Genomic DNA, 19556 nt, shown 5'->3' with positions numbered 1-19556 from the left:
AGCCCATGCGATAAATTTGCTTGCGCCGCCAATTGGAGCCAGGGCCCAGCTACTGACCTCCGACCAAGGCCGCTTGCTTTCGTTTCGGATCAACTGGACTGCTCTCTTGAGCATCTTCACTTCTGCCTCCAAATATCTCTAATCGTCTTGAAGGCCAAACGCTACTACAGCGGTGGTTGGGCGGGTTACTGGTTTTCCGTCCAGGGTGGAGGGGTAGACAGGGTGACCATTCATCCGCATCAACCCAGCAGGTGCCATCGGAATGGTGGCATTGGTGTTGGCAACCCTTTACCATGCTGCCGCCTTTTACCATGGAGCCGGGTTGATGACTGGGTTGGTGCTTGAAGCAAGCCACGAGATTTACTTCTCAACAAAGAACGAGATTCCTATCGCTGATGTGGTTACCTCGTTGCTTGCCTTCGAGAGGATCATCAAGCAAAGCCCGCAGGTCCTTTCCGCTCTCACCGGCGCAGAAATTGACCACATTGAAGTTTTCGTCGAAGAGTTGCACTCTGGCAGCTTGGATGCGAAGTATCTGCTCAAGCTGTTTTTCAAGGATGAGGAGGAGCTGGAGAAGTTTCTCGGCTCGATTAGGGAAAAACTCAAGGAGCATCCCGTGGTGCGAAACACGCTTCTGACAGCCGTAATCGCGGGAATGGTAGGGTACGGCCTATTCGCAGCAGCGAAGATCGTAAACAGCCCGGAAGCCGCCGCCACGATTCAGGCTAACAACAACGTGGTCATCAACATCGGTGCCGGCGAGGTCAACATGACACCGGAGCAATTCACTGCAGTGGTTCACGCAGCCATCCGGGATAAGAAGGCGCTTGCCAAGGACAGCGTGAGATTCATGGCGCCTGCTCGTACAGACAAAGAGTCTCAGGTTGTTTTCGATGGGAACGAGCAGATCGTCATCCCCAAGGAGACGGTTCAGGTAGCGCCTTCAAGCGTCGATGTCGTCAGGGACCAGATTGAGGACCGACTTCCGGACGTGGACCTTCATATCCGAGCTACAAACTTAGATAGCAAAACTACTGGGTGGGGCGGCCTTATTCCAGGCGTTGTTGACCGTCGAATCCCTATCGAGCTTGCCGAAGACATTGACCCTAAGGATGTGGCTGGAAAATTTAAGCTTAGGGCCGACGTGATCGTCATCTATGAGCCGAAAGGCAAAGCGAAAAAGCTTACTCCAGTCAAAATAATGGTTACCGGCTTGGTCGAGTAATCTACAAGCCCAGCCCCGCGCTGGGCTTTTTGTGTCTGACGCTCAAAATGGCTGCATACCACCTGTACTGGCTTCAGATCGCGTCATGAGTGAAATTATCTTTTAATCGGTGATTCAAAGTACTCGAACAGATCAGCTGCAGGGCAATAGCCACCTCCGAGTGCCTGGAACTCCGGGCCGAGGCGCTTCGCCACTTGGTATGCTTCAAGTGGCTCTCGGTAGATGCCGTGGACGTCGCCAGTGGCTATGTTGACAACGACAAGGCCACGGTACCAGCCAGGCTTTTCAGGGTTAGGCTCTAAATCGGCCACATCTCTCATAACGACATTGCTCCTAGGTTGGGGCCGAGTACCGCTTGGTCGGGGTTGTGGTCTGGTTACTTGAGCTTGGCTTTCAGCATCTCGAACATGCTCGCTTTCGCTCGAGCTACAAACTCGTCTTCTGATTCGCCTTTCTGGGGCAGACCAAGCTCAGATTCGAGTTCGTTCAGGAAATCATCGCTTGTGATTAGGTCGGACGCATCGTCGGCAAATTGAGTCGCTTTGGACTTACCTAGCACCGATCCGAGGACAGCGACCGTTGCGAGTCCCATCTCTGTCTTTGTAGTGCTGGCTATCGATCCGGACTCAGAGTTTTGACGCAGGATCTCGACTAACGATTTCATTGTGCACCTCCTGAATTCGCTTTGTAGTACGCCCGAAATAGGTCCTCAAAGAGATCGGTGAAGGTTTTGCAGATGCTGTCTTTTTGTTGGTCGGATAGAGATGACCAGATTTGCCATAGCGAACTGAAAATTTTGACTAGTACGTCAAGCATGTGGAACTCCTTGTAGTGGTTGCAACCGATCGTCCGGTCCGCTCTTGGCCGGGCTTGGGGTGCTACTACCGTTCAAAAATAACGGACAAGTGATCTGGGCCATCCCAATCAAGGGTATATCCGGCAGCTTCCAGCTCCCTGCATACGTCGCCGGTGGTCTCCTCGTGCTCCGCATCGCTCATTTCATCGAGCCCCATATCTCGGAGGTCGACTTGGGCCATTGTGGCGCCCTTGTTGATGGCAATTTGAAGTTCTGAAAGAACCTCTTTACGGATCTCGATCGCCGTGCGCTTTCGAGACTGCGCCGCCATCTCCCGAGCTTTTTTAGCGCTGGGGATGGCATCAACCTGGCCGGTACGGAAGTGGCTTTCTTCCAGGCGAGCAACGATTTCAGCATTCAGAGAACGCTTAGATTCTTGAGCTGCTTGCTCAATTTGCTCCCGTAGATCGGCGGGCAGGCGCAACTTGAATTGGGAATCTTCTCTACTCATGGAGCGGATAATGGACCACGGTGGTGTTGACAGCAATGGGACCACCGTGGTGCTATTGAATGGGATCACGGTGATCCCGCGAGAATGCAGGTATGCGTACAGACCCACAAATGAAAGTGAGACTTCCAGAGGAGCTCAAGCAATGGGTGGAAGCCGAGGCACAGAGGAACTGCCGCTCGCAGACGGCGGAAGTGGTATTCGCATTGTTGGAAGAGAAAAAGCGGCGAGAGCAGGCTGCAGCCTGAAACGAAGAAGCCCCGACGAGGTGAGAGTCGTCAGGGCTTCGGGAAACGAGATCAACTTCGGAGAAGAAATCGTCATGGGCGATAATAGCAAAGCTGTATCCAGTGTCATCCCATTCCGCTCAGCAAAGCTTCTGCTCGTTGAGCGTGACGGCCAACCATTCATCCCAATGAAACCAGTGGTCGAAGGCATGGGGCTGGATTGGAAGAGCCAGCATGCAAAGCTTCAAGGCAGCCGGTTCAATGCAATTATGGTGATGATCACCACAACTGGTGCCGACGGTAAGCAATACGAAATGGCATGTCTCCCTCTTCGTAAGCTCGCGGGCTGGTTGATGTCGATTCATGCAAGCAAGGTGCGACCCGAACTGCGTGATGGCGTGATCGACTACCAGAATGAATGCGACGACGCACTGTGGTCCTACTGGAATCAAGGTCGCGCAGTGAATCATCGGGAGACAAACCAATCAATGACCCTCCTCGGTCAGACCATTGGCACTGATGGATTTCACATGCTCGGCGCAATTGTTAAGGGCAAGGTAACGGCGCTGCCTGTTCCCATTCAGAGGCGCGCGACGGCCAAGATTTGGTCTCAGGTACATGCGGCGTTCGGGGTCCGGTCTGCCGCAGATATCCCGGCCGAGCACCTGGATGGCGCTCGAAACTTCATTGCCGCCTATGCGGTGGTTGAGGGTGAGTTTTTGCCGAGACGCGATCAGGTCCAGATCGTTGGCGGACCACAGAAGCGCTATCTGGTCTCGTTCGATCACAAGGGCGGGCAGCAAGTCCAGGAGGTGCCTGACGATGCCTGTGTGCTTTCGACGCGCGATCTCATCAAGGGGATGGTCATGTCACCAGGCGATATTCCCGTATCGACACCGGACATGTTCGATTTCTTGATGGCGGCAGTGGTGAACCTTCGTGGTCGATTCGAGTACATGGCGCGGAGGGCGGTGAAATGAGCATGGAGCTGCTAACCCTGAGCATCAAAGGCACCTCGCCTTTGATGATGCACAGCGACAAGCTGGCCAACCCACTGCACCCGGCGACGAAGGCGCACCGCGAGCTCACCAGCAAGCGCAAGAAAGTCGATGACGATCATGTCGCTATCGCCAAGTCCGAGTTCGTCGCGGGCGTCTACTTGGACGAGCGGTCGGGAATTCATGTTCCAGGCGCTAATTTCGACGCCACCTTTCTTGCTGGCGCCAAGTTGCAAAAGCTGGGCACCCACTGGAAGCGCGGCGCACTGGTGATGACCGACAGGGCCACGTTGGAATTCGATGGGCCTAGCACTCCAGAGGCACTCTGGGAGGATCCGCGTTTCGTCGACTGCCGTGGGGTGAAGGTTGGCCAGGCCAAGATCATGCGTTACCGGCCGATATTCCTCGACTGGGCTTGCCAGCTTGACGATTCGATCTGCTGCGCTGAACGCCCAAGGTCTGCCGCTGCTGGAAATCAACTTCGCTGCGGGCACGTTCACGCTGCGAGGCCAGGATGCCCACCGCCTGCAGGTGGCTGAGCGTGACCGGCGCGCCGCGGCCCAGGCCAGAACTGAAGAACAGCGCCGCCAGGCCGTGGCGGACAAGGAGGGTGAGAGTGCACGACAACAACTGGAACTGGCTCAAGGCCGGGCCGCTGCTGCTGAGTCTGCTGCTGGTGGGCTGCGCGGGGAAATCGCCAGACTGCTGGATGGCCACAGAGCCACCTGCAGTGCCATTGCTGCCCAGCAGCGCCAGGCAGGAACCTCTGCCGTCGTGGTGCTCGGGGGATTGCTTGAAGAGGCTGACCGAATGGCGGGAAGCTGCGCGGCAGCGCTTGAGCGAAGCCGAATAGCCGGGCTGGCCTGTGAGGCGGTGATCGATGGGATGAAGCCGACCCGCTGCCCGGCAGTTGCCCAGATGCTGCCTTGGTGGATACGATACTGTATCGATATACAGTATTGGGTGCAGCGTGTACTTCCTCCTACTTCGCCGCCGCGTGAAGGGCGTGGCCATCCCCTCCGATCAGCTTAGGAAGGTCCAGCCAATGCGGGCCGACATCCACATCGGTGACCACCACAGTGAGCCTTTGGGCCGGGTTTCGACCCAGGCCTGGGTGTTTAACCCGTCGCCCGGTCCCGACATAATCCCTCGGCTGCACGACGCCAAGCTCAATGGCATGGCCCAGCTCGGCCTAAATATCACCGGGGTTGAGGAAATCGACGGCGCTCTTTACGCCCAGTCATGGTGGTGCCGAGCGGTGGGTAATTATGGCAACTAAGCTGCCGCAGGGCTGGCTGGCCGAGCTGGATGATCAGGTTGCCCTGGTAGCGGATCCTGATGGGCGCGCAGCCGTACTTAGCGAGATGGCGTATGCCGCGCGCCGACGGCGGGAAATCGATGAAGGTGAACTGGTAGACATGCTGGAACTTGCGGAGGCAGCCAGGTTATGGGCGCTCGAACATGACCATTCAGGCGGCCCGCTCGGCGTCGATCTGGTGCCATAGTTCCTCTTCGATGAACTCGGCGTAGCGATCGGCCATCTCTGCGCAGCCGTTCCTGCCAAGGTCATGTGGGCCTCCGTCTGGATCGAGCCACAGGCCGGATATGACGCGAAACTCCAGCTCCCGGTAGCCTTGGGCGTCCCAATCGCTCGACCAGGTGCCGGGCCGAGGCTGCTCATCCACCAGATCAGTTACCTCGCATTGCAGCACGCTGGCTTCACCGTCCACCGCAACCTCATACACGGCGCCTCCCGGACATGTTATTTACCAAGCTTTTTCCGAACGTTTTCTGTGCTATTGCCTACGGCCTTCACAGCTTCTCGGAGCTGTTGCTCGGTTACGCCGAATTTTTGTGTCCAGTAATGGACCTCCCAGTCTTCGCTGACATTGATGCGAGCCCGATCCTGTGTACTGCGGTTCAAAAGATCATCAGCCATTTCTAGGCTCCTTTGAGGAGACCTGGTCAATCCAGGCCGCTGAACATCTGGACCTATGGGAGCGGGGCAGGTTTATTTTTTCTGGCGGTAATTGGTCGGCAGAAAGCCTGAGGGGAGCGAAAAACGATTCCAAAACTGAAATGGCGACCCTTGCAGTATGCGGCCTGTAGTCGTGCCGTTTCATCGTTGTTTTGGAATCGATTTTGCGTTGCGGGCGGCATGGATAGCGCGCTTGTACCACGGTCTTGAAAGCCGCTGTCTTTTTATAGGTCTCCAGTTGGCGGAGCAGCTAGGGCATCTTTTAGAGAAGGGCTCGCAGTGGTCGTCAGCCGGCGCGCCTTAGATAGATCGAGCTCATAGTTTCCACTTGGCGCGTAGTAGCGGGCTGCTGCGATTGCCTGCGCGACAGGTCCGTAATACACAGTGGAGAGCGCACCGTCTTGGTATTGGATGACCATTAGGTCGTCGACTCTGTCGATGGTCGACCTACCGATAGGAACAAATCCGTTCTTCTGAGCCGTCGTCTTAACGCTTACCTTTCTACCACTCCTGCAGATCACATCGAAGCCATGCTGGTTGGTTAGGTGAGCGAGGGTGCCTTCTAGCTCTAGCGCACAGTAGAACTCGCCCAGCCGCCCTAAAAGATGGCGTACCTCCGTAGCGCTCACGCCGAATTCAACCGTCTCCAATCGAATCAGTTCAAAGTATTTGTCGAACAGCTGCTGGATACGGTCTTGGGTGATCATCGTATGTGGACGTCAAGGTCAGTTTTGGCCGTTCAGTTATACAGGATTTTCGTAATGCGGCCTCTGCAAAGCGAATGTTCGGTGTAGCCGGGCCTCCAGCGGTGCACCAATTATGAAACCAGTCACTGGTGATGCGGGCAACCGATCATGGCCGGCCCTATACCGGCGCAGTGCTAAATGAGAAGGCCTATGCCGCGCGCCGGCGGCTAAAGGTCGATGACGGCGACCTAGTCGGCATGCTGGGGATCGTCGAGTCGACTAGTGGGCGCTTGATGAATCCGAGAGAGGGTAAGTCGGAAGAACGCCGGAGGAGTGTGGTTTTGGGTGTCTAAAACCGCTCAAAAGCACCTCGGTTTTACTGGCGAAAGTCGCCGAAGCTGGCCGAACCATATTGGACAGGCTAGATTCTCAGTCCACATAGGTCGCTGCCTGAGGTCGATTTTTGCCGCTTCTGCTGCAGTACGCGAAGTTAGGTTAAGCTGACGGTCCATTCAGCTGTGGAGTTTCTATGTTTCTTACGACCGAAAATTACCTACCGCAGTTTCGGGGCTTGATTGAGAACGGCGAACGGGTATCCCTAGCCGTCGCCTTCTGGGGGCGCGGCGCGGCCGAGATGATTGAAAACGCATGGTCCGGTCAATCCCTACGGATCCTGTTTAACCTAGGCAACGGTGGCACCAATCCCCAGGTCATCCGAAATCTGCGTGATCTGGAGCTTTCGGGTGTTGAGCTTCTTATAGCTGACGACTTACACGCTAAGGTTGCCGTCAGTGAATCAGCCGCGATTATTGGCTCCGCCAACGTATCTGTTAACGGACTTGGCTTAGAGGGTGCTGAGTGCGCTAGCTGGAAGGAGGCAGGTGTACTGATCCGCAATAACTCTGAGATCTCAGCGATTCAAGCATGGTTCGATGAACTATGGGCTCGTGGAGCAGAAGTTACTGACACGCGGCTGGAGGCAGCTCAACTTCAATGGGATCGCAATCGTTCAAATCGTCCCAAACAATCCACAGGTTTCTACCAAGCCTTGGAGGCTGGCGAGCTGAGTGGTCGAGAAATTTACGTAGAGGTCCACCGCTTAGACGCCAGTCCTGAGGCGGAGCGAGCTGCCGCCGAAGCTATCAGCAAAGCACTGAGTAATGGGGTAGTGGAGGCGAAGAATGAGCAAATCGACTACTACGAGGACTGGCCTGATGACTATGATGAGCCATTACCAATTGGTAAACCGATCATTTCTGTCTACCTGTCGCCGAATAAAGGCGTCTCGGTTGGTGGAGCGTACGTCCGAATACCGCAGCTGGACGACAAGTTCAAAAATTCGGAAGGCTTTGATTCAACGCTTGTTATGGTCGGAAAAATCTCAGAAGTGGCTGGTTATAATTTCACGAAGTCTGACGCTGCACGACTGACAAAAATTATCAGGCCGTGGGTTAAAAACCTTTATCAAAACGATTCGAAAGTAGCCCGCTGCGTTCCTCTTGATGATTTTTTTGCTTGGTCACTGGTAAATTAGGCGCGAAGGTAACTGGGGTGCATCGTTATCGTCTCTTACGAGTGGCCATACAGCCAGGCAAAGAAAGCAAGTTCAAGTAAAACCAGCGCGGTCAGCCCCCTACGTAAAAATACGAGAGCTTGGCCTACGGGTTTTCCTATGGCCTTTTTATAATCCTCATAGGAGTGGACTGCGAATGCGAGCCCAGGAATGAAGGTCAGCAAGAACCACATAAAACCACCCATTGCGCACACTCCACTATGTGTACAGCTTTCCTCGGTGTGTTGATTGCCTAGCCTCAGGAATTGTGCGTTAGCCTTTCGCGTGTGGTCTTGATCTGGCGCGCGTTCTGCCTACGAGTTGAAAGATAGCCGTTTTAGAGATGGGGCACGATTCGGACCAGCTGGTGGTCGTAGATGTCGGGGTGGCTCTGAGTAGGGAAATAACCTGAAAATCAGTTCCAAAACTGAAACGGCGACCCTTGTAGAATGCGGGTTACAGCCCGGCAAATCTTGATTCGTTTTGGAACTGATTTTCTCGTCCAGTCCGCATGAGGCGGCGTTTCTTGGGTCGGATTGCAAATCCGTCTACGCCGGTTCGATTCCGACCTCGGCCTCCACCATTCGAAAACCCCGCAGATTAACGTCTGCGGGGTTTTTCTTTGCGGGGCAGAAAGCCATCGGAGTCCATCTCGAATAGTCAACAGTTGTCCCAGCGCGAGATGACCGGTGAACGGGTGGCGTTCCTAGGATAATTCATGCGCATTCCCGCACTTTCGGACTCCGCTAGAAGCCCCAATCCTCAGCCCGTACTAGCTGGCAGAATGGCCCGTCAAGCGTTGCATTGTGATGAGCGACGATGTCCTTGGCTTTCATCACTGGTGTGTCTGAGCAGGTATGGCCTTCGGCGATGAGTACCGCATCGAAGCCAAGATCGCGCGCAGCACGGCAGGTGCTGTCGACGCAATATTGAGTTTTCATCCCGGTGACTACCACACCGGTAGCGCCACAAGCGCGCAAGCTGTCGGCTAGGTCAGTCATTGCAAAGGCATTGGGCCGCCGTTTTTCGAACACTACTTCTCCACCTAGCAGCTTCAGTTCCTGTGCAATCATCGTGAGGGGGCTGCCTGGTTCGATTGGCGATCCAGCAGGCCCGATGTGGCGCGCGAGAAAAATCGGAGCGCCTGCTGTGCGTGCCTTGTCCATCAAGGTATTCAGCGTTTCCAGCAACGCTTCGCAGCGCCATGGTTTTTCCGGGCCGTGAACAAGCCCGACTTGGACATCGAGTATCAATAAAGCGTACATACGTGCATTTCCTTGCGTTTCAACAAGCGACACAAGGGCGAAAAAAAGGCCCTGTCCATCGCTGGCGGGCCTATGAAGTTCGTCTGCTACTGGCTCACGAGACCTCACACGCTCCGCTTTCAGCGGTCGTGGTTGTGGTCGTCGAGGTGAAGAGATAGGTAGTCATGGATCGACACTAGCAATATCACAGCGAGCTGACAAGCGCGCGTCAGGCGCAGACCTCGCAAGACCTGCGCCTGACTTCACCCGTTAGAAACTGCCGTTGAGGGTCAGCATAAAGTTGCGTGGTTCGCCGTAGTAGTTGCCCCAACCGGTAGCCCCGATGGTGCTGTAGTACTTCTTGTCGAACAGGTTGTTGCCATTGACCGCAACGCTCCAGTGCTGGTCGATACGATATTGCACACGACCGCTGAACAGCGTGTAGCCCGGCTGCTCTATGCGGATGGCGCCCTGACGGCGGAAGTTGTCGCTCTGGCTGCTCACCCCGGCACCAAGCGTCCAGCGGTCCAGCGCGCCATTGAGCTGGTAGTCACCCCCAGACCTTGAGCATGTGCCGCGGGATGAAACTGGAGGTAAACGTCAGCTCGGTCGGGTCGGTGTCGTTGATGGTCTTGAGGTACTTGGTCTGGGTATAGGTGTAGCCGGCCAGTACTTGCAGACGGTCGATCGGCGAGCCGCTGATCTCGGCCTCAAAGCCCTGGGCACGCACCTTGCCGCTGTCGGTGTAGCAATAGCCGTCACTGGAGCCGGCACAGACATTCTCATAGTCGGTTTCAGCACGGTGATCTTCAATGGTACGGAACAGATTGAACGACGTATTGAGGTTGCCATCGAGCAGTTCGCCCTTGATACCCAGCTCATAACTGCCGCCGGTCTTGGGCTGCAGGGATGTACCATCGGCGGTGGTCAGGTTGCCTTGCGGCTGGAAGATTTGCGCGTAGCTGGCGTAGGCGGTCCACTGGTCGTCCAGGTCGTAGAGCACAGCGCCAAACGGCGTGACTTCGCCGTTTTCCTTACTACGGATATGCTCCCAGGTATCCCAGCGCTGGGTATAAGAGTCGCGGTCGTTGCGGTACCAACTGACGCGGGTACCCAGCACCAGGGTGAGGGGCTCGGCCAGTTTCAGGCGCAGGTTGGCATAGGTGCCCCACTGGGTAGTGGTGGAGTCGGTAGGAAACGGGCCGCCGCGGATGGTACTGGTCTGGTAGTCGGCCTTGGTCGGGCGCGGGAAGTTATCCGAAGGGTCGAAGGGGTTCTGTGTGCCGCTCAAGCCCAGTAGCGCGAAGTAGTCATGGTTCTTTTGGCGGCTGGCGTTGGCTCCGACGATCAGTTCGTGCTCAAGGCCGAACGCCTCGAACTTGCCATCGATGTAACTATCGAAGCCGTAGTCGGTCTGGTCGTAATCGAAGCGCCCGGAATAACGCCCCATCGTTCCGTTGGTGGCCCCTACCGGTACCGAACCTTCGGAGTATCCGTACTCGATGTTCTGGTTGTTATGGGTAAAGACCGACGCGAAGTTCAGCGACCAGTCATCGTTAAAGCGGTGCTTGAGGTCGGCGAAGCCGGTGATGCGCTCGCTTTGCAGGTCGTTCCAGCTGGCGCCCAGGCATGTTGAGCGGGACAGCTTCAGGTCGCTGCCATCGGCATAGCGCGGCAGGCCGTGATAGCAAGGTGAGGCGTCGACATCCTCGTAGGCCATGCCGAAGCCCAAGGTGGTGTCGGGCGTCACATCCCAATCGATGGCGCCGTAGGCGACACGATCCTGGCGATCGGAACTGTCGTAGAAATACTGCTTGTCCTGTAGCGCCGCCACGGCACGGCCGCGCACGGTGCCCGTGTCATTCAGCGGCCCGCCCACATCCACCTGGCTGCGGTAATTGTCCCAGCTGCCAGCGGAAAGAGTCACGCTGGTGTGGCCCTTGTTCTGGCCACGCTTTCGCACGAAGTTGACGCCGCCAGCTGATGAGCCGGAGCCCTTCATCATCCCGGCTGCGCCCTTGAGGACCTCTACTCGGTCGTAAAAGGCCATGTCGCTTGAGAAACTGTTGGCCTGCACGTAGTTGCCGCCCACATCTAGCGGCACACCATCGTACTGGTACTGGCCATCCAGATTGAAACCGCGGGAGTAGAAATACTTAGCGGCTCAGGTAGTGCACTTTCACCGGCAGGGTTTTCGGCAGGTTCGCTAGCGCGATGTCGGTGTCGTCGATTCGGAACGCCCCGGAAATTCTCATGCCTCGAATAGCCGGCGCGCAGCGGAGCACTCCCGGACGGTAGCGGCCCAACTCATCAATGAAATCGCCCAGACACCAGTCGTTCACGCTGAGCATGCCCTGGACCCAAGCTGTAGAGTCGGCGGGCAAAGGTTGGGCGCGGGCGAACGTATCGCTGTCGAAGTGCGTCTGTTGCCCGGCGTCCAGTCGCAGTAAGCGGTCAAGGTGGTGCCGGGGGCGTACCTCGACGGCCGACTGCAAGACGCCGACCCGTGTCTGCGCCGGCAACTGCCGTACACTGAATCGCGTGCCCAGCGCACGCACGCTGCCGTGGGGGGTGTGCACGATGAATGGGCGTCGGGCGGGGTCGCTGGCGGTGCTGATCAGGATCTCACCTTGGTACAGTTCGATCACCCGTACTTGCGCATCGAAACGCACATCCAGTGCAGTGCCGATGTTCAGCTCCAGATGCGAGCCGTCCTCCAGGCGCAGTGAGCGTCGTTCGTTGGTGCCGGTGCGCTGCTGGGCAAGCAGGGCGCGGTGGGATGTCTGCCCGGTGGCCAGCCAGGCGCCGCCGCCCACGGCCAGCAGCATGCCTAGTATCTTCAGCACCTCGCGGCGCTGGGCCTGAGCTGCGCCCAGGCCCGACAGCGCGGCCTGGCGCGGCACCATCGACCATTGCCGCTGGAGCCTTTCCACCCGAGCCCAGGCTTCGGCATGCGCGGGGCTGGCGGCCAGCCATGCCTCCCAGGCCTGGGTCTGTGCCGCGTCAGGATAACCCTCATTGAACTGTACGTACCAGGTCGCGGCTTCTTCGAGTATCTTCAGGTCCAATGCAAGCGCCCCTCAGCTCTCGACCAATAGCAGGCAGTGGGTCATGGCCCGGATCAGGTGATTTTTGACCGTAGTGACCGATACATCGAAGCGTTCGGCGACTGCCGCGTAGGTCAGCCCTTCCAGTTGCACCGCAAGGAAGATATCGCGAGTCCTGGGCCCGAGTTAGTCGAGCAGCGCATCGATCGATACCAGCATCTCGAGAATCGACAGGCGAATCTCCGGCGACACATCGACCGGCTCCGGGCGCAGGGCGAGAGCCTGCAGGTAGGCTTGCTCGATTGCCCGGCGGCGAACCTTGTCAATCAATAGTGCACGGGCGATCGCGCTGAGATAACTGCGCGGCTCGCGTATGGGCGCCTGGTTGCGGGCGGTCATGACCCGCAGGAAAGTATCGTGTGCCAAATCGGACGCATCAGAGGCATTGCCCAGGCGAGATCGCAACCAGCTTTTCAACCAGCCGTTGTTTTCGCTGTACAGCTGGTGAAGCGCCGAATGGTCGAGCGTCGACATTGAGCAGGATCCGAGAGGCAAATGGTAATTGCTCGCATTCTCTCTATGGGGTGGGAAGATTGCAAGATCCGATGTTGGTGGGGCACGGGTGCCGGGCGCTGCGCGTACCCTGTGGGAGCGGGCGCGCCCGCGAAGAATCCAGTGCGGAGCCTGGCACCGGCTGCGCCGGTGTTCGCGGGCCCGCCCGCTCCCACAGAGTGCGCGTCGCGCTCACGAAACCCATTATTTTTCAGTGTCGGCTAAGGGGCGGAGGCGGTCGACATTCTTAGGCTATCGGCGGGCTCAATGGGGCCCGCTCTCACGGTGGCGTTGAACCGTGAGCGCAGCGTCTCGATCACTTGGGCGCTTCGGGCAAAAGGGCGGAAAGAATTTGCCACTCTTCACTGAAGCGGGTTTATCAGCTCGGCGCCTTGGTTGCGCACATTCCCCACTGCTGTACTTACCCGGTACCACTCAAAGGCACCGGCCGGCTCGCCAAGTTTGAGTACCAGTTGCTCGGCATGCTCGCTTGGTATTTCTGTCGCGATCCACTCGTATGCCAGTTCAGGTGACAACACGACAGGCCGGCGATCGTGTACGTCGACCATACCGCCCTGGGCATCGGCGGTGATGATGACAAACCCATCATGCTCATTGCCTGAGAACTGGCCGATGCTGGCGCACAGGGCAGGGCGCCCATCCCGGCGCCGAATGTAATACGGCTGTTTCTTCAGCCCACCCTCATCAACCCATTCGTACCAGCCGTCGATGGGCGTGATGGCACGGTGCGGCCAGATCGCCCGGAAGAACGGGCCATGCGCCACCTTTTCAACCCGGGCATTGATCGGCGCAGCCCGGTCTGTGGCCCAATGCGGCCGCCAGCCCCACCGCACCAGGTCCGCCCTCGGGCCTGCGTCATCCACCCGCAGCACGGCCACCGGCGTGGTCGGCGCAACATTGTACCGACCAAGCGGCTGGTCGCCGACGTTGTTCCTCCAGGCCTCTGGCAGGCTCAAGGTTTCAACGAAGTCGTGTATGCCTCGGTACTGGCTCAACCTTCCGCACATACACCCTCCTGTCGAAACCTTAAGGATAGCCGCTGCCCTCACTCGGGCCGAAATCATCGTTTACCGCGCTTGCTGAAACGATTCTTCGCGTTTATAAAAAGGCACAACTCCAAGAAAGGCTACTGCCATGTCCTCCCTCAAGCTCTGCATTGCGTTCGGCGCCCTGTCCGCCACTTCCCACGCCCTGGCCTGGGATTACGTTCTACTCGACACCGACAAAGCCGCCCAGAACTGGCAGATCACCAGCCAGCAACTAGGCGTACAAACCGACAACCCCTTCAGCGTTACCTTGCGCACCTTGCATGGAGGTCGGCAAGAGGGTGTCAGCGTTGTCGACATCGATAACGGAACGATGAAACTTTCGGTAGTGCCGACCCGCGGCATGAACGTCTTGCAGGCGTCGGTCGGTAATGTGCGCATGGGCTGGGATTCGCCAGTCAAGGAAGTTGTCAACCCGTCCTTCATCGAGCTCAACGGGCGCAATGGTCTGGGCTGGCTGGAAGGTTTCAACGAACTGGTCACCCGCTGCGGTTACGAATGGGTCGGCCACCCTGGCATCGACAACGGCGAACTGCTGACCCTGCATGGTCGAGCTGCCAACACCCCTGCGAACAAAGTCACCCTGCACATCGATGACAAGCCACCGTACGCCATCACCCTGCGTGGTGAACTGAAAGAGCAGGCGTTCAAGAAGGTCGACTTCTCCGTCATGACCGAAGTGGTCACCGAATCCGGCAGCGTGGCATTCGCCCTCAACGACATCCTGACCAACAACGGTGACTATCCGAAGGAATACCAGGCGCTGTATCACAGCAACTTCAGCACCCCGTTCCTGGAGCAGGGCGCACGTTTTGCCGCGCCGGTGAAACAGGTATCGCCGTTCAACGACAAAGCCAAGGGAGATCTGCCTGACTGGCAAACCTACCGCGGCCCCACCAAGGACTATGACGAAACGGTTTACAACGTGGTGCCGTATGCCGATGCCAAGGGCAATACGTTGGCCGTATTGCATAACAAGGCCGGTAGCCTTGGCGTTTCGGTCGGGTTCAATACTGGGACATTGCCCGTATTCTCCCTGTGGAAAAACACCGATACCCAAGGCCAGGGCTATGTCACGGGGCTGGAGCCAGGGACGAGTTTTTCCTACAACCGCCGTTACCAGCGGCCACTGAACCTGGTGCCGACAATCGGGCCGAAGGAGCACAGGCAGTTCCGCATCAGCTACAGCTTGTTGCCGGACAAGGCGGCGGTGGACAAGGCCCTGAAGCAGGTGAGCGAGATTCAGGGTGGGCGCGAAACCGAAGTGCGGCAAACGCCATTGGTTGATCTGGCCAAGGGGTAACGTTCATGCGCTTGCGATTGATCCGGGCGGGCAGGTGATACCCTGGCCGATCGAAGCTTCGTCGCGAGCTTCCAGGTGGGCCAGCTCTGCGCCGAGTATGGCCTGCGCGGCAGCTCATGCAGGCTGTGCCTGCGCAAGTCGATCATGGTGAACAGGGCGGATGCCGAACCAGATGGTGTACATCGCAGGCAGGAACACCAGGGTTAGCACCGTGCCGGCTAAGGTGCCGCCGATCAGGGTGTAGGCGAGCGTGCCCCAGAACACCGAATGCGTGAGCGGGATGAATGCCAGGATCGCCGCCAGCGCGGTGAGAATCACCGGCCTGGCGCGCTGCACCGTGGCCTCGACCACAGCGTGGAACGGGTCGAGGCCGGCCTGTTCGTTCTGGCGGATCTGCCCGATCAGGATCAGCGTGTTGCGCATGAGGATGCCAGACAGTGCGATCAGTCCCACCAGCGCGTTGATGCCGAATGGCTGCTGGAACAGGATCAGCGTCGGAACCACGCCGATCAGCCCCAGCGGGCTGGTAAGAAAGACCATGACCATCGCCGCGATCGAACGTACCTGCACGATGATGATGATCAGCGTGACGGCCAGCATGATCGGGAACAGTGGCAGCATGGCTTTGCTGGCCTTGCCCGACTCCTCGATGGAGCCCGCCTGCTCGATGCGATAGCCGCTCGGCAGCCAGTCGACGATGGGTTGCAACTGCTGGCTGATGGCAGTCGATACGTCCGGCGGCTGCAGGCCGTCGGCGATATCGCCGCGCACGGTGAGGGTCGGCAGGCGGTCGCGCCAACGCATGATCGGCTCTTCCATGCGTACTTCCACTTCGCCCACCTGCGACAGCGGAATACGCTGGCCATTGGCGCCGGCCAGCGTAAAGTCCATCACCCGCGCCGGGTCGAGGCGGATATCTCCGGCAGCACGGGCCATGACCTGCACCGTGCGGATGTCTTCGCGCACCGCGGTGACAGGCGCGCCGCTGAGCAGAAACTGCAGTTGCTGCGCGACGGCGCTGGAAGTCAGCCCCACCGCCTGCAGGCGATCCTGCAGCAGGTTGAAGTGCAGCGTGGGCGCGCGGGTGCCCCAGTCGGTATTGACCGTGCGCATCAGCGGGCTGGCATCCATCACGCGCTGCACCTGGGCGGCGATCTCGCGCAGGCGTTGCGAATCCGGGCCTGTGACCCGGTAGGCCACCGGATACGGTGAGTACGGGCCGAACACCAATTGGCTGACGCGCACCTGCGCCTCGCTGGCCAGCCCCTCGGCAATTGCCTTGCGCAGGCGCTGTTTCAACGCCTCGCGCTCATCCGGGTTGTCGGTACGTACGACAATCTTGGCAAACGACGGATCCGGCAATTCCGGGCTCATGGCCATGAAGAAGCGCGGTGCGCCCTGGCCGATGTAGGCCGTGATGATCTTCGCCTCTGCCTGCTGTGCCAGCCAGGCTTCGACTTTTTCCGCAGCGGCGCTGGTCTGGACGATCGAGGTACCATAGGGCATCTGCACCTCGACCAAGACTTCGGGGCGGTCGGAGATGGGGAAGAACTGTTTCTTGACCAGCGCCATGCCGAACACGGCGGTCATGAACAGCCCGACCACCGAACCTGCGACCAGCCACTTGTGGGCAATGACCCAGCCCAGCAGCCGGCGAAAGCGGTTGTAGCGCGGGGTGCCATAGATGGCATCATGGCCGCCTTCGACCTTCTTGATCTCTGGTAGCAGCTTGACGCCAAAGTAAGGCGTGAAGACCACCGCGACCAGCCAGGAGGCAATCAGTGCGATGCCGACGATCCAGAACATGTTGCTGGTGTATTCGCCGGCCGTGGAGCGGGCGAAGCCATTGGGCATGAACCCGACGGCGGTAACCAGGGTGCCGGAGAGCATCGGCGCCGCCGTGTGGCTCCAGGCATAGGCGCAGGCGCGCACGCGGTCGTAACCTTCCTCCATCTTCACCAGCATCATCTCGATGGCAATGATGGCGTCGTCCACCAGCAGGCCGAGGGCGAGGATCAGCGAGCCCAGTGTGATGCGGTCGAAGTTCTTGCCAGTGGCGGCCATCACCACGAAGACCATCGCCAGGGTCAGCGGCACCGCCACTGCGACCACTACGCCGACGCGCCAGCCCATGCTGACGAAGCACACCAGCATGACCACCAGCAGCGCGACGAAGAACTTGATCATGAACTCGTCGACGGATGCGCTGATGTTGACGGCCTGGTCGGTGACCTTGCTTAGGCTCATGCCCAGCGGCAGCTCGGCGTTGATCCGCTGCACCTCGTCGTTCAGGGCCTTGCCCAGGTCGAGCCCGTTCCAGCCTTCACGCATGATGATGCCGAGCAGCAGGGCCGGTTCGCCGCCGTTGCGAATCAGGAAGGTGGCGGGGTCCTCGTAGCCACGCTTGACCGTGGCGACATCGGAGAGCTTCAGGGTGCGGCCCTGGGCGATGATCGGGGTGTCGCGGATCTTCTGCAGCTCATCGAAAGCCCCGTCGAGACGCAGAAACACCTCCGGGCCACGGGTTTCCACGGCGCCGGCCGGGGTCAGGACGTTCTGCGCGTTGAGCGCGGCGAATACTTCCTGCGGGCCGATACCCAGGGTGGCCAGGCGCTCGTGGGAGAACTCGACGAAGATGCGCTCGGCCTGCTCGCCGATGATATTGACCTTCTTCACGCCGGGTACATGCAGCAGGCGCTGGCGCAGGGCCTCAGCGTCACGCACCAGGCGGCGCTGCGGCTCGCCTCTGGCCTTGAGCGCGAACAGGGCGAAGGTAACGTCCGAGTACTCGTCGTTGACCAGTGGGCCGACCACCCCGGCAGGCAGCGTCTTGGCTTCGTCGCTGATTTTCTTGCGCGCCTGGTAGAACTCCTCAGGCACCTGCGCGGGTGGGGTGGTGTCCAGTAGTGACAGGGTAGTAAAGGCCAAGCCAGGGCGCGTGTAGGTTTCGCTGCGGTCGTACCAGCGCAGCTCCTGCAGGCGCTTCTCGATTTTCTCGGCGACCTGATCCTGCATCTCCTGGGCGGTGGCGCCCGGCCAGGCAGTGACGATGGTCATCACCTTGATGGTGAAGGCCGGATCCTCGGCGCGTCCGAGCTTGAGGAAGGCGACCAGCCCTGCAAGGGAGATCAGGCAGACCAGGAACAGAGTGACGGAGCGTTCGCGTACGGCGAGCGCGGAGAGGTTGAAACGACCTTCGCTCATGGTCTGCCTTCCTCGACTGCCGCCACTGTGACCGGTCCGGCCAGGCGCACGGGCTGGCCGTCGCGCAGCAGGTGGGCGCCCAGGGCGACGATCTTGTCGCCCGGTTTGATTGCGCCGCTGATGCGGGCAGTCTCGTCATCCAGCGACTGAACGGTGACGGGCGTCCACGCCACCTGCGCCGGCTCCCCGCGAATCATCCAGATGCCAGGCCCCTTGCCGGTGTCGTACAGCGCGGCAATGGGTACCTGCACCTCGCTCTGCGGGGCGTTTTGCGGGGCGCTGATTTGCACGGTAATGGTGGTGCCCAGCGGCGCGTCGGCCAGCTCGCCGTCGAGCACATAGCGCGCCTCGAAGGTGCGGGTCAGACGATCGGCGACATCCGACAGCTGGCGCAGCTGGGTGACGACACTGACGTCGTGCCTGCCAAAAAGCTTGGCCTGGGCGCTGGAGCCGACCGCCGGGCGCAGGGTTTCCGGCAGCTGCACCACTGCTTCCCGTGGGCCGGCATGTGCAAGCCGTACTACGGCCTGGCCGGCGCTGACCACCTGTCCTGGCTCGGCCAGGGTTTCCATGACGATGCCATCGGCATCGGCGAGCAGTTCGGCATAGCGGGTGGCGTTACCGGCAACCTTGGCCTGGGCCTCGGCTGCACTGAGTTGCGCTCGGGCTGCATCCGCTGCTGCCTTGTACTGGTCGTAGGCCGACGCAGAGACAGCGCCAGTACCACGCAGGGCGCGGTAGCGCGCCTCGTCATCACTCACCTGCCGAGCCCTCGCCCGCGCCGCAGCCACTGCCTCACGTTGAGCATGGGCGGCCAGTTGCAGATCGACCGGATCGAGACGCAGCAGTACCTGGCCGCGCTTGACGGTCTGGCCGGTATCGACCAGGCGCTGCAACACTTTACCGGATACGCGGAAACCCAGGTCGCTCTGCACTCTGGCCGCGACGATACCGGTGAATGCCCGCGAAGTAGCGCTTGCCGGCTGGATAGTGGTGATGCGAACCAGGGGGGCATCGGTGCGGGGATCGGAGGCCGTCTGGTCGGTACAGGCGGCCAACGCGAACGGCATGATGGCGACCAGGGAGGACAGGAGGAGGTTGCGCCGGCGCATGAGGAGCCCATAGCGAAGTCATAGGGAACCTCACTTTGATTCTTGTGACCAATTTAG

At 59.1% G+C, this 19556-nt stretch carries 18 protein-coding genes and 3 pseudogenes; 9 read left to right on the top strand and 12 right to left on the bottom strand.

Annotated features, from left to right (window positions below; translation table 11 throughout):
* The first annotated feature begins 325 nt into the window (after nucleotides 1-325).
* Nucleotides 326-1225, top strand: a complete 900-nt coding sequence (locus CAF70_RS04785; RefSeq protein WP_143491529.1) for a hypothetical protein — start codon at nucleotides 326-328, stop codon at nucleotides 1223-1225.
* A gap of 376 nt (nucleotides 1226-1601) precedes the next feature.
* On the opposite strand, the gene CAF70_RS04775 is transcribed toward CAF70_RS04785, so the two are convergent.
* Nucleotides 1602-1889 carry a hypothetical protein gene (locus tag CAF70_RS04775; RefSeq protein WP_085622024.1) on the bottom strand — a complete coding sequence of 96 codons (288 nt, stop codon included), beginning with the start codon at nucleotides 1887-1889 and terminating at the stop codon, nucleotides 1602-1604.
* Between the two features lie 217 nt (nucleotides 1890-2106).
* Complete coding sequence (locus CAF70_RS04770) at nucleotides 2107-2532, bottom strand: Arc family DNA-binding protein (protein WP_085622026.1); 426 nt, start codon at nucleotides 2530-2532, stop codon at nucleotides 2107-2109.
* 92 nt (nucleotides 2533-2624) lie between these two features.
* Here CAF70_RS04770 and CAF70_RS28070 point away from each other — a divergent pair, with 92 nt between their 5' ends.
* From CAF70_RS28070 to CAF70_RS04740, 6 genes and pseudogenes are all read left to right on the top strand, one after another.
* The gene (locus CAF70_RS28070) at nucleotides 2625-2777 is read left to right on the top strand and encodes an Arc family DNA-binding protein (RefSeq protein WP_085622028.1); all 153 of its coding nucleotides are present in this window, start codon (nucleotides 2625-2627) and stop codon (nucleotides 2775-2777) included.
* Nucleotides 2729-3736, top strand: a complete 1008-nt coding sequence (locus CAF70_RS27835; RefSeq protein ID WP_371915939.1) for a phage antirepressor N-terminal domain-containing protein — start codon at nucleotides 2729-2731, stop codon at nucleotides 3734-3736. Before CAF70_RS28070 ends, CAF70_RS27835 begins: the two co-directional genes overlap by 49 nt.
* Nucleotides 3733-4293, top strand: a complete 561-nt coding sequence (locus CAF70_RS04755) for a hypothetical protein (RefSeq protein WP_256573249.1) — start codon at nucleotides 3733-3735, stop codon at nucleotides 4291-4293. The genes CAF70_RS27835 and CAF70_RS04755 overlap by 4 nt, the downstream gene beginning before the upstream one ends.
* A pseudogene (locus CAF70_RS27830) lies at nucleotides 4274-4645 on the top strand (DUF2514 family protein); the annotation flags it as partial. The gene CAF70_RS04755 and the pseudogene CAF70_RS27830, both read left to right, overlap by 20 nt.
* 79 nt (nucleotides 4646-4724) lie before the next feature.
* Entirely contained in the window at nucleotides 4725-5033 is a 309-nt protein-coding gene (locus CAF70_RS04745; protein WP_085622034.1) for a hypothetical protein, read from the top strand.
* Nucleotides 5023-5259: a hypothetical protein gene (locus CAF70_RS04740; protein ID WP_085622036.1), complete on the top strand. Its 237-nt coding sequence runs from the start codon at nucleotides 5023-5025 to the stop codon at nucleotides 5257-5259. The genes CAF70_RS04745 and CAF70_RS04740 overlap by 11 nt, the downstream gene beginning before the upstream one ends.
* Here CAF70_RS04740 and CAF70_RS04735 read toward each other — a convergent pair.
* The 3 genes from CAF70_RS04735 to CAF70_RS04725 form a co-directional block, all read right to left on the bottom strand.
* Nucleotides 5224-5499 (bottom strand): hypothetical protein, encoded by a 276-nt coding sequence (locus CAF70_RS04735; RefSeq protein ID WP_085622038.1) that lies wholly within the window; start codon nucleotides 5497-5499, stop codon nucleotides 5224-5226. The genes CAF70_RS04740 and CAF70_RS04735 overlap by 36 nt on opposite strands.
* A 17-nt stretch (nucleotides 5500-5516) precedes the next feature.
* Nucleotides 5517-5693 (bottom strand): DUF3606 domain-containing protein, encoded by a 177-nt coding sequence (locus CAF70_RS04730; protein ID WP_085622040.1) that lies wholly within the window; start codon nucleotides 5691-5693, stop codon nucleotides 5517-5519.
* 263 nt (nucleotides 5694-5956) lie between these two features.
* Complete coding sequence (locus CAF70_RS04725) at nucleotides 5957-6439, bottom strand: hypothetical protein (protein ID WP_178076348.1); 483 nt, start codon at nucleotides 6437-6439, stop codon at nucleotides 5957-5959.
* Nucleotides 6440-6947: 508 nt separating this feature from the next.
* Between CAF70_RS04725 and CAF70_RS04715 the strand changes: the two genes are divergently transcribed.
* Nucleotides 6948-7952: a phospholipase D family protein gene (locus CAF70_RS04715; RefSeq protein WP_085622044.1), complete on the top strand. Its 1005-nt coding sequence runs from the start codon at nucleotides 6948-6950 to the stop codon at nucleotides 7950-7952.
* A 764-nt stretch (nucleotides 7953-8716) separates the two neighbouring features.
* Here the strand turns inward: CAF70_RS04715 and CAF70_RS04705 are convergent.
* The 5 genes and pseudogenes from CAF70_RS04705 to CAF70_RS04680 all read right to left on the bottom strand — a co-directional run bounded on the left by CAF70_RS04705 (nucleotide 8717) and on the right by CAF70_RS04680 (nucleotide 13841).
* Nucleotides 8717-9235 carry a cysteine hydrolase family protein gene (locus CAF70_RS04705; protein WP_085622048.1) on the bottom strand — a complete coding sequence of 173 codons (519 nt, stop codon included), beginning with the start codon at nucleotides 9233-9235 and terminating at the stop codon, nucleotides 8717-8719.
* Nucleotides 9236-9484: 249 nt separating this feature from the next.
* Nucleotides 9485-11372: pseudogene (locus CAF70_RS04700) on the bottom strand (TonB-dependent siderophore receptor); the annotation flags it as partial.
* Nucleotides 11371-12282, bottom strand: coding sequence for a FecR domain-containing protein (locus CAF70_RS04695; protein ID WP_085622050.1), 912 nt, complete (start codon nucleotides 12280-12282; stop codon nucleotides 11371-11373). The pseudogene CAF70_RS04700 and the gene CAF70_RS04695, both read right to left, overlap by 2 nt.
* Before the next feature lie 12 nt (nucleotides 12283-12294).
* Nucleotides 12295-12795 (bottom strand): annotated as a pseudogene (locus CAF70_RS04690) (sigma-70 family RNA polymerase sigma factor).
* Nucleotides 12796-13175: 380 nt separating this feature from the next.
* The gene (locus CAF70_RS04680; protein ID WP_085622054.1) at nucleotides 13176-13841 is read right to left on the bottom strand and encodes an SOS response-associated peptidase; all 666 of its coding nucleotides are present in this window, start codon (nucleotides 13839-13841) and stop codon (nucleotides 13176-13178) included.
* Nucleotides 13842-13968: 127 nt separating this feature from the next.
* On the opposite strand from CAF70_RS04680, the gene CAF70_RS04675 reads away from it, so the two are divergent.
* The gene (locus CAF70_RS04675) at nucleotides 13969-15183 is read left to right on the top strand and encodes an aldose 1-epimerase family protein (RefSeq protein WP_085622056.1); all 1215 of its coding nucleotides are present in this window, start codon (nucleotides 13969-13971) and stop codon (nucleotides 15181-15183) included.
* Nucleotides 15184-15297: 114 nt separating this feature from the next.
* Here the strand turns inward: CAF70_RS04675 and CAF70_RS04670 are convergent, their stop codons facing one another.
* Both CAF70_RS04670 and CAF70_RS04665 read right to left on the bottom strand, forming a co-directional pair.
* The gene (locus CAF70_RS04670; protein WP_085622058.1) at nucleotides 15298-18387 is read right to left on the bottom strand and encodes an efflux RND transporter permease subunit; all 3090 of its coding nucleotides are present in this window, start codon (nucleotides 18385-18387) and stop codon (nucleotides 15298-15300) included.
* The gene (locus tag CAF70_RS04665) at nucleotides 18384-19499 is read right to left on the bottom strand and encodes an efflux RND transporter periplasmic adaptor subunit (RefSeq protein WP_085622060.1); all 1116 of its coding nucleotides are present in this window, start codon (nucleotides 19497-19499) and stop codon (nucleotides 18384-18386) included. The genes CAF70_RS04670 and CAF70_RS04665 overlap by 4 nt, the downstream gene beginning before the upstream one ends.
* Nucleotides 19500-19556 lie beyond the last annotated feature (57 nt).

Source organism: Pseudomonas sp. B19(2017) (assembly GCF_002113165.1).
In the GTDB taxonomy this organism is placed as follows: domain Bacteria; phylum Pseudomonadota; class Gammaproteobacteria; order Pseudomonadales; family Pseudomonadaceae; genus Aquipseudomonas.
Note: the sequence above shows the minus strand (reverse complement) of the source record. Positions and strands in the feature narration are given on the sequence as shown.

Excerpts from the sequence above, each read along its gene's own strand:
- CAF70_RS04730 (WP_085622040.1), bottom strand. The coding sequence starts at position 5,693 with ATGGCTGATGATCTTTTGAACCGCAGTACACAGGATCGGGCTCGCATC.
- CAF70_RS04755 (WP_256573249.1), top strand. The coding sequence starts at position 3,733 with ATGAGCATGGAGCTGCTAACCCTGAGCATCAAAGGCACCTCGCCTTTG.
- CAF70_RS04705 (WP_085622048.1), bottom strand. The coding sequence starts at position 9,235 with ATGTACGCTTTATTGATACTCGATGTCCAAGTCGGGCTTGTTCACGGC.
- CAF70_RS04715 (WP_085622044.1), top strand. The coding sequence starts at position 6,948 with ATGTTTCTTACGACCGAAAATTACCTACCGCAGTTTCGGGGCTTGATT.
- CAF70_RS28070 (WP_085622028.1), top strand. The coding sequence starts at position 2,625 with ATGCGTACAGACCCACAAATGAAAGTGAGACTTCCAGAGGAGCTCAAG.
- CAF70_RS04770 (WP_085622026.1), bottom strand. The coding sequence starts at position 2,532 with ATGAGTAGAGAAGATTCCCAATTCAAGTTGCGCCTGCCCGCCGATCTA.
- CAF70_RS04775 (WP_085622024.1), bottom strand. The coding sequence starts at position 1,889 with ATGAAATCGTTAGTCGAGATCCTGCGTCAAAACTCTGAGTCCGGATCG.
- CAF70_RS04675 (WP_085622056.1), top strand. The coding sequence starts at position 13,969 with ATGTCCTCCCTCAAGCTCTGCATTGCGTTCGGCGCCCTGTCCGCCACT.
- CAF70_RS04785 (WP_143491529.1), top strand. The coding sequence starts at position 326 with ATGACTGGGTTGGTGCTTGAAGCAAGCCACGAGATTTACTTCTCAACA.
- CAF70_RS04740 (WP_085622036.1), top strand. The coding sequence starts at position 5,023 with ATGGCAACTAAGCTGCCGCAGGGCTGGCTGGCCGAGCTGGATGATCAG.
- CAF70_RS04680 (WP_085622054.1), bottom strand. The coding sequence starts at position 13,841 with ATGTGCGGAAGGTTGAGCCAGTACCGAGGCATACACGACTTCGTTGAA.
- CAF70_RS04665 (WP_085622060.1), bottom strand. The coding sequence starts at position 19,499 with ATGCGCCGGCGCAACCTCCTCCTGTCCTCCCTGGTCGCCATCATGCCG.
- CAF70_RS04670 (WP_085622058.1), bottom strand. The coding sequence starts at position 18,387 with ATGAGCGAAGGTCGTTTCAACCTCTCCGCGCTCGCCGTACGCGAACGC.
- CAF70_RS04725 (WP_178076348.1), bottom strand. The coding sequence starts at position 6,439 with ATGATCACCCAAGACCGTATCCAGCAGCTGTTCGACAAATACTTTGAA.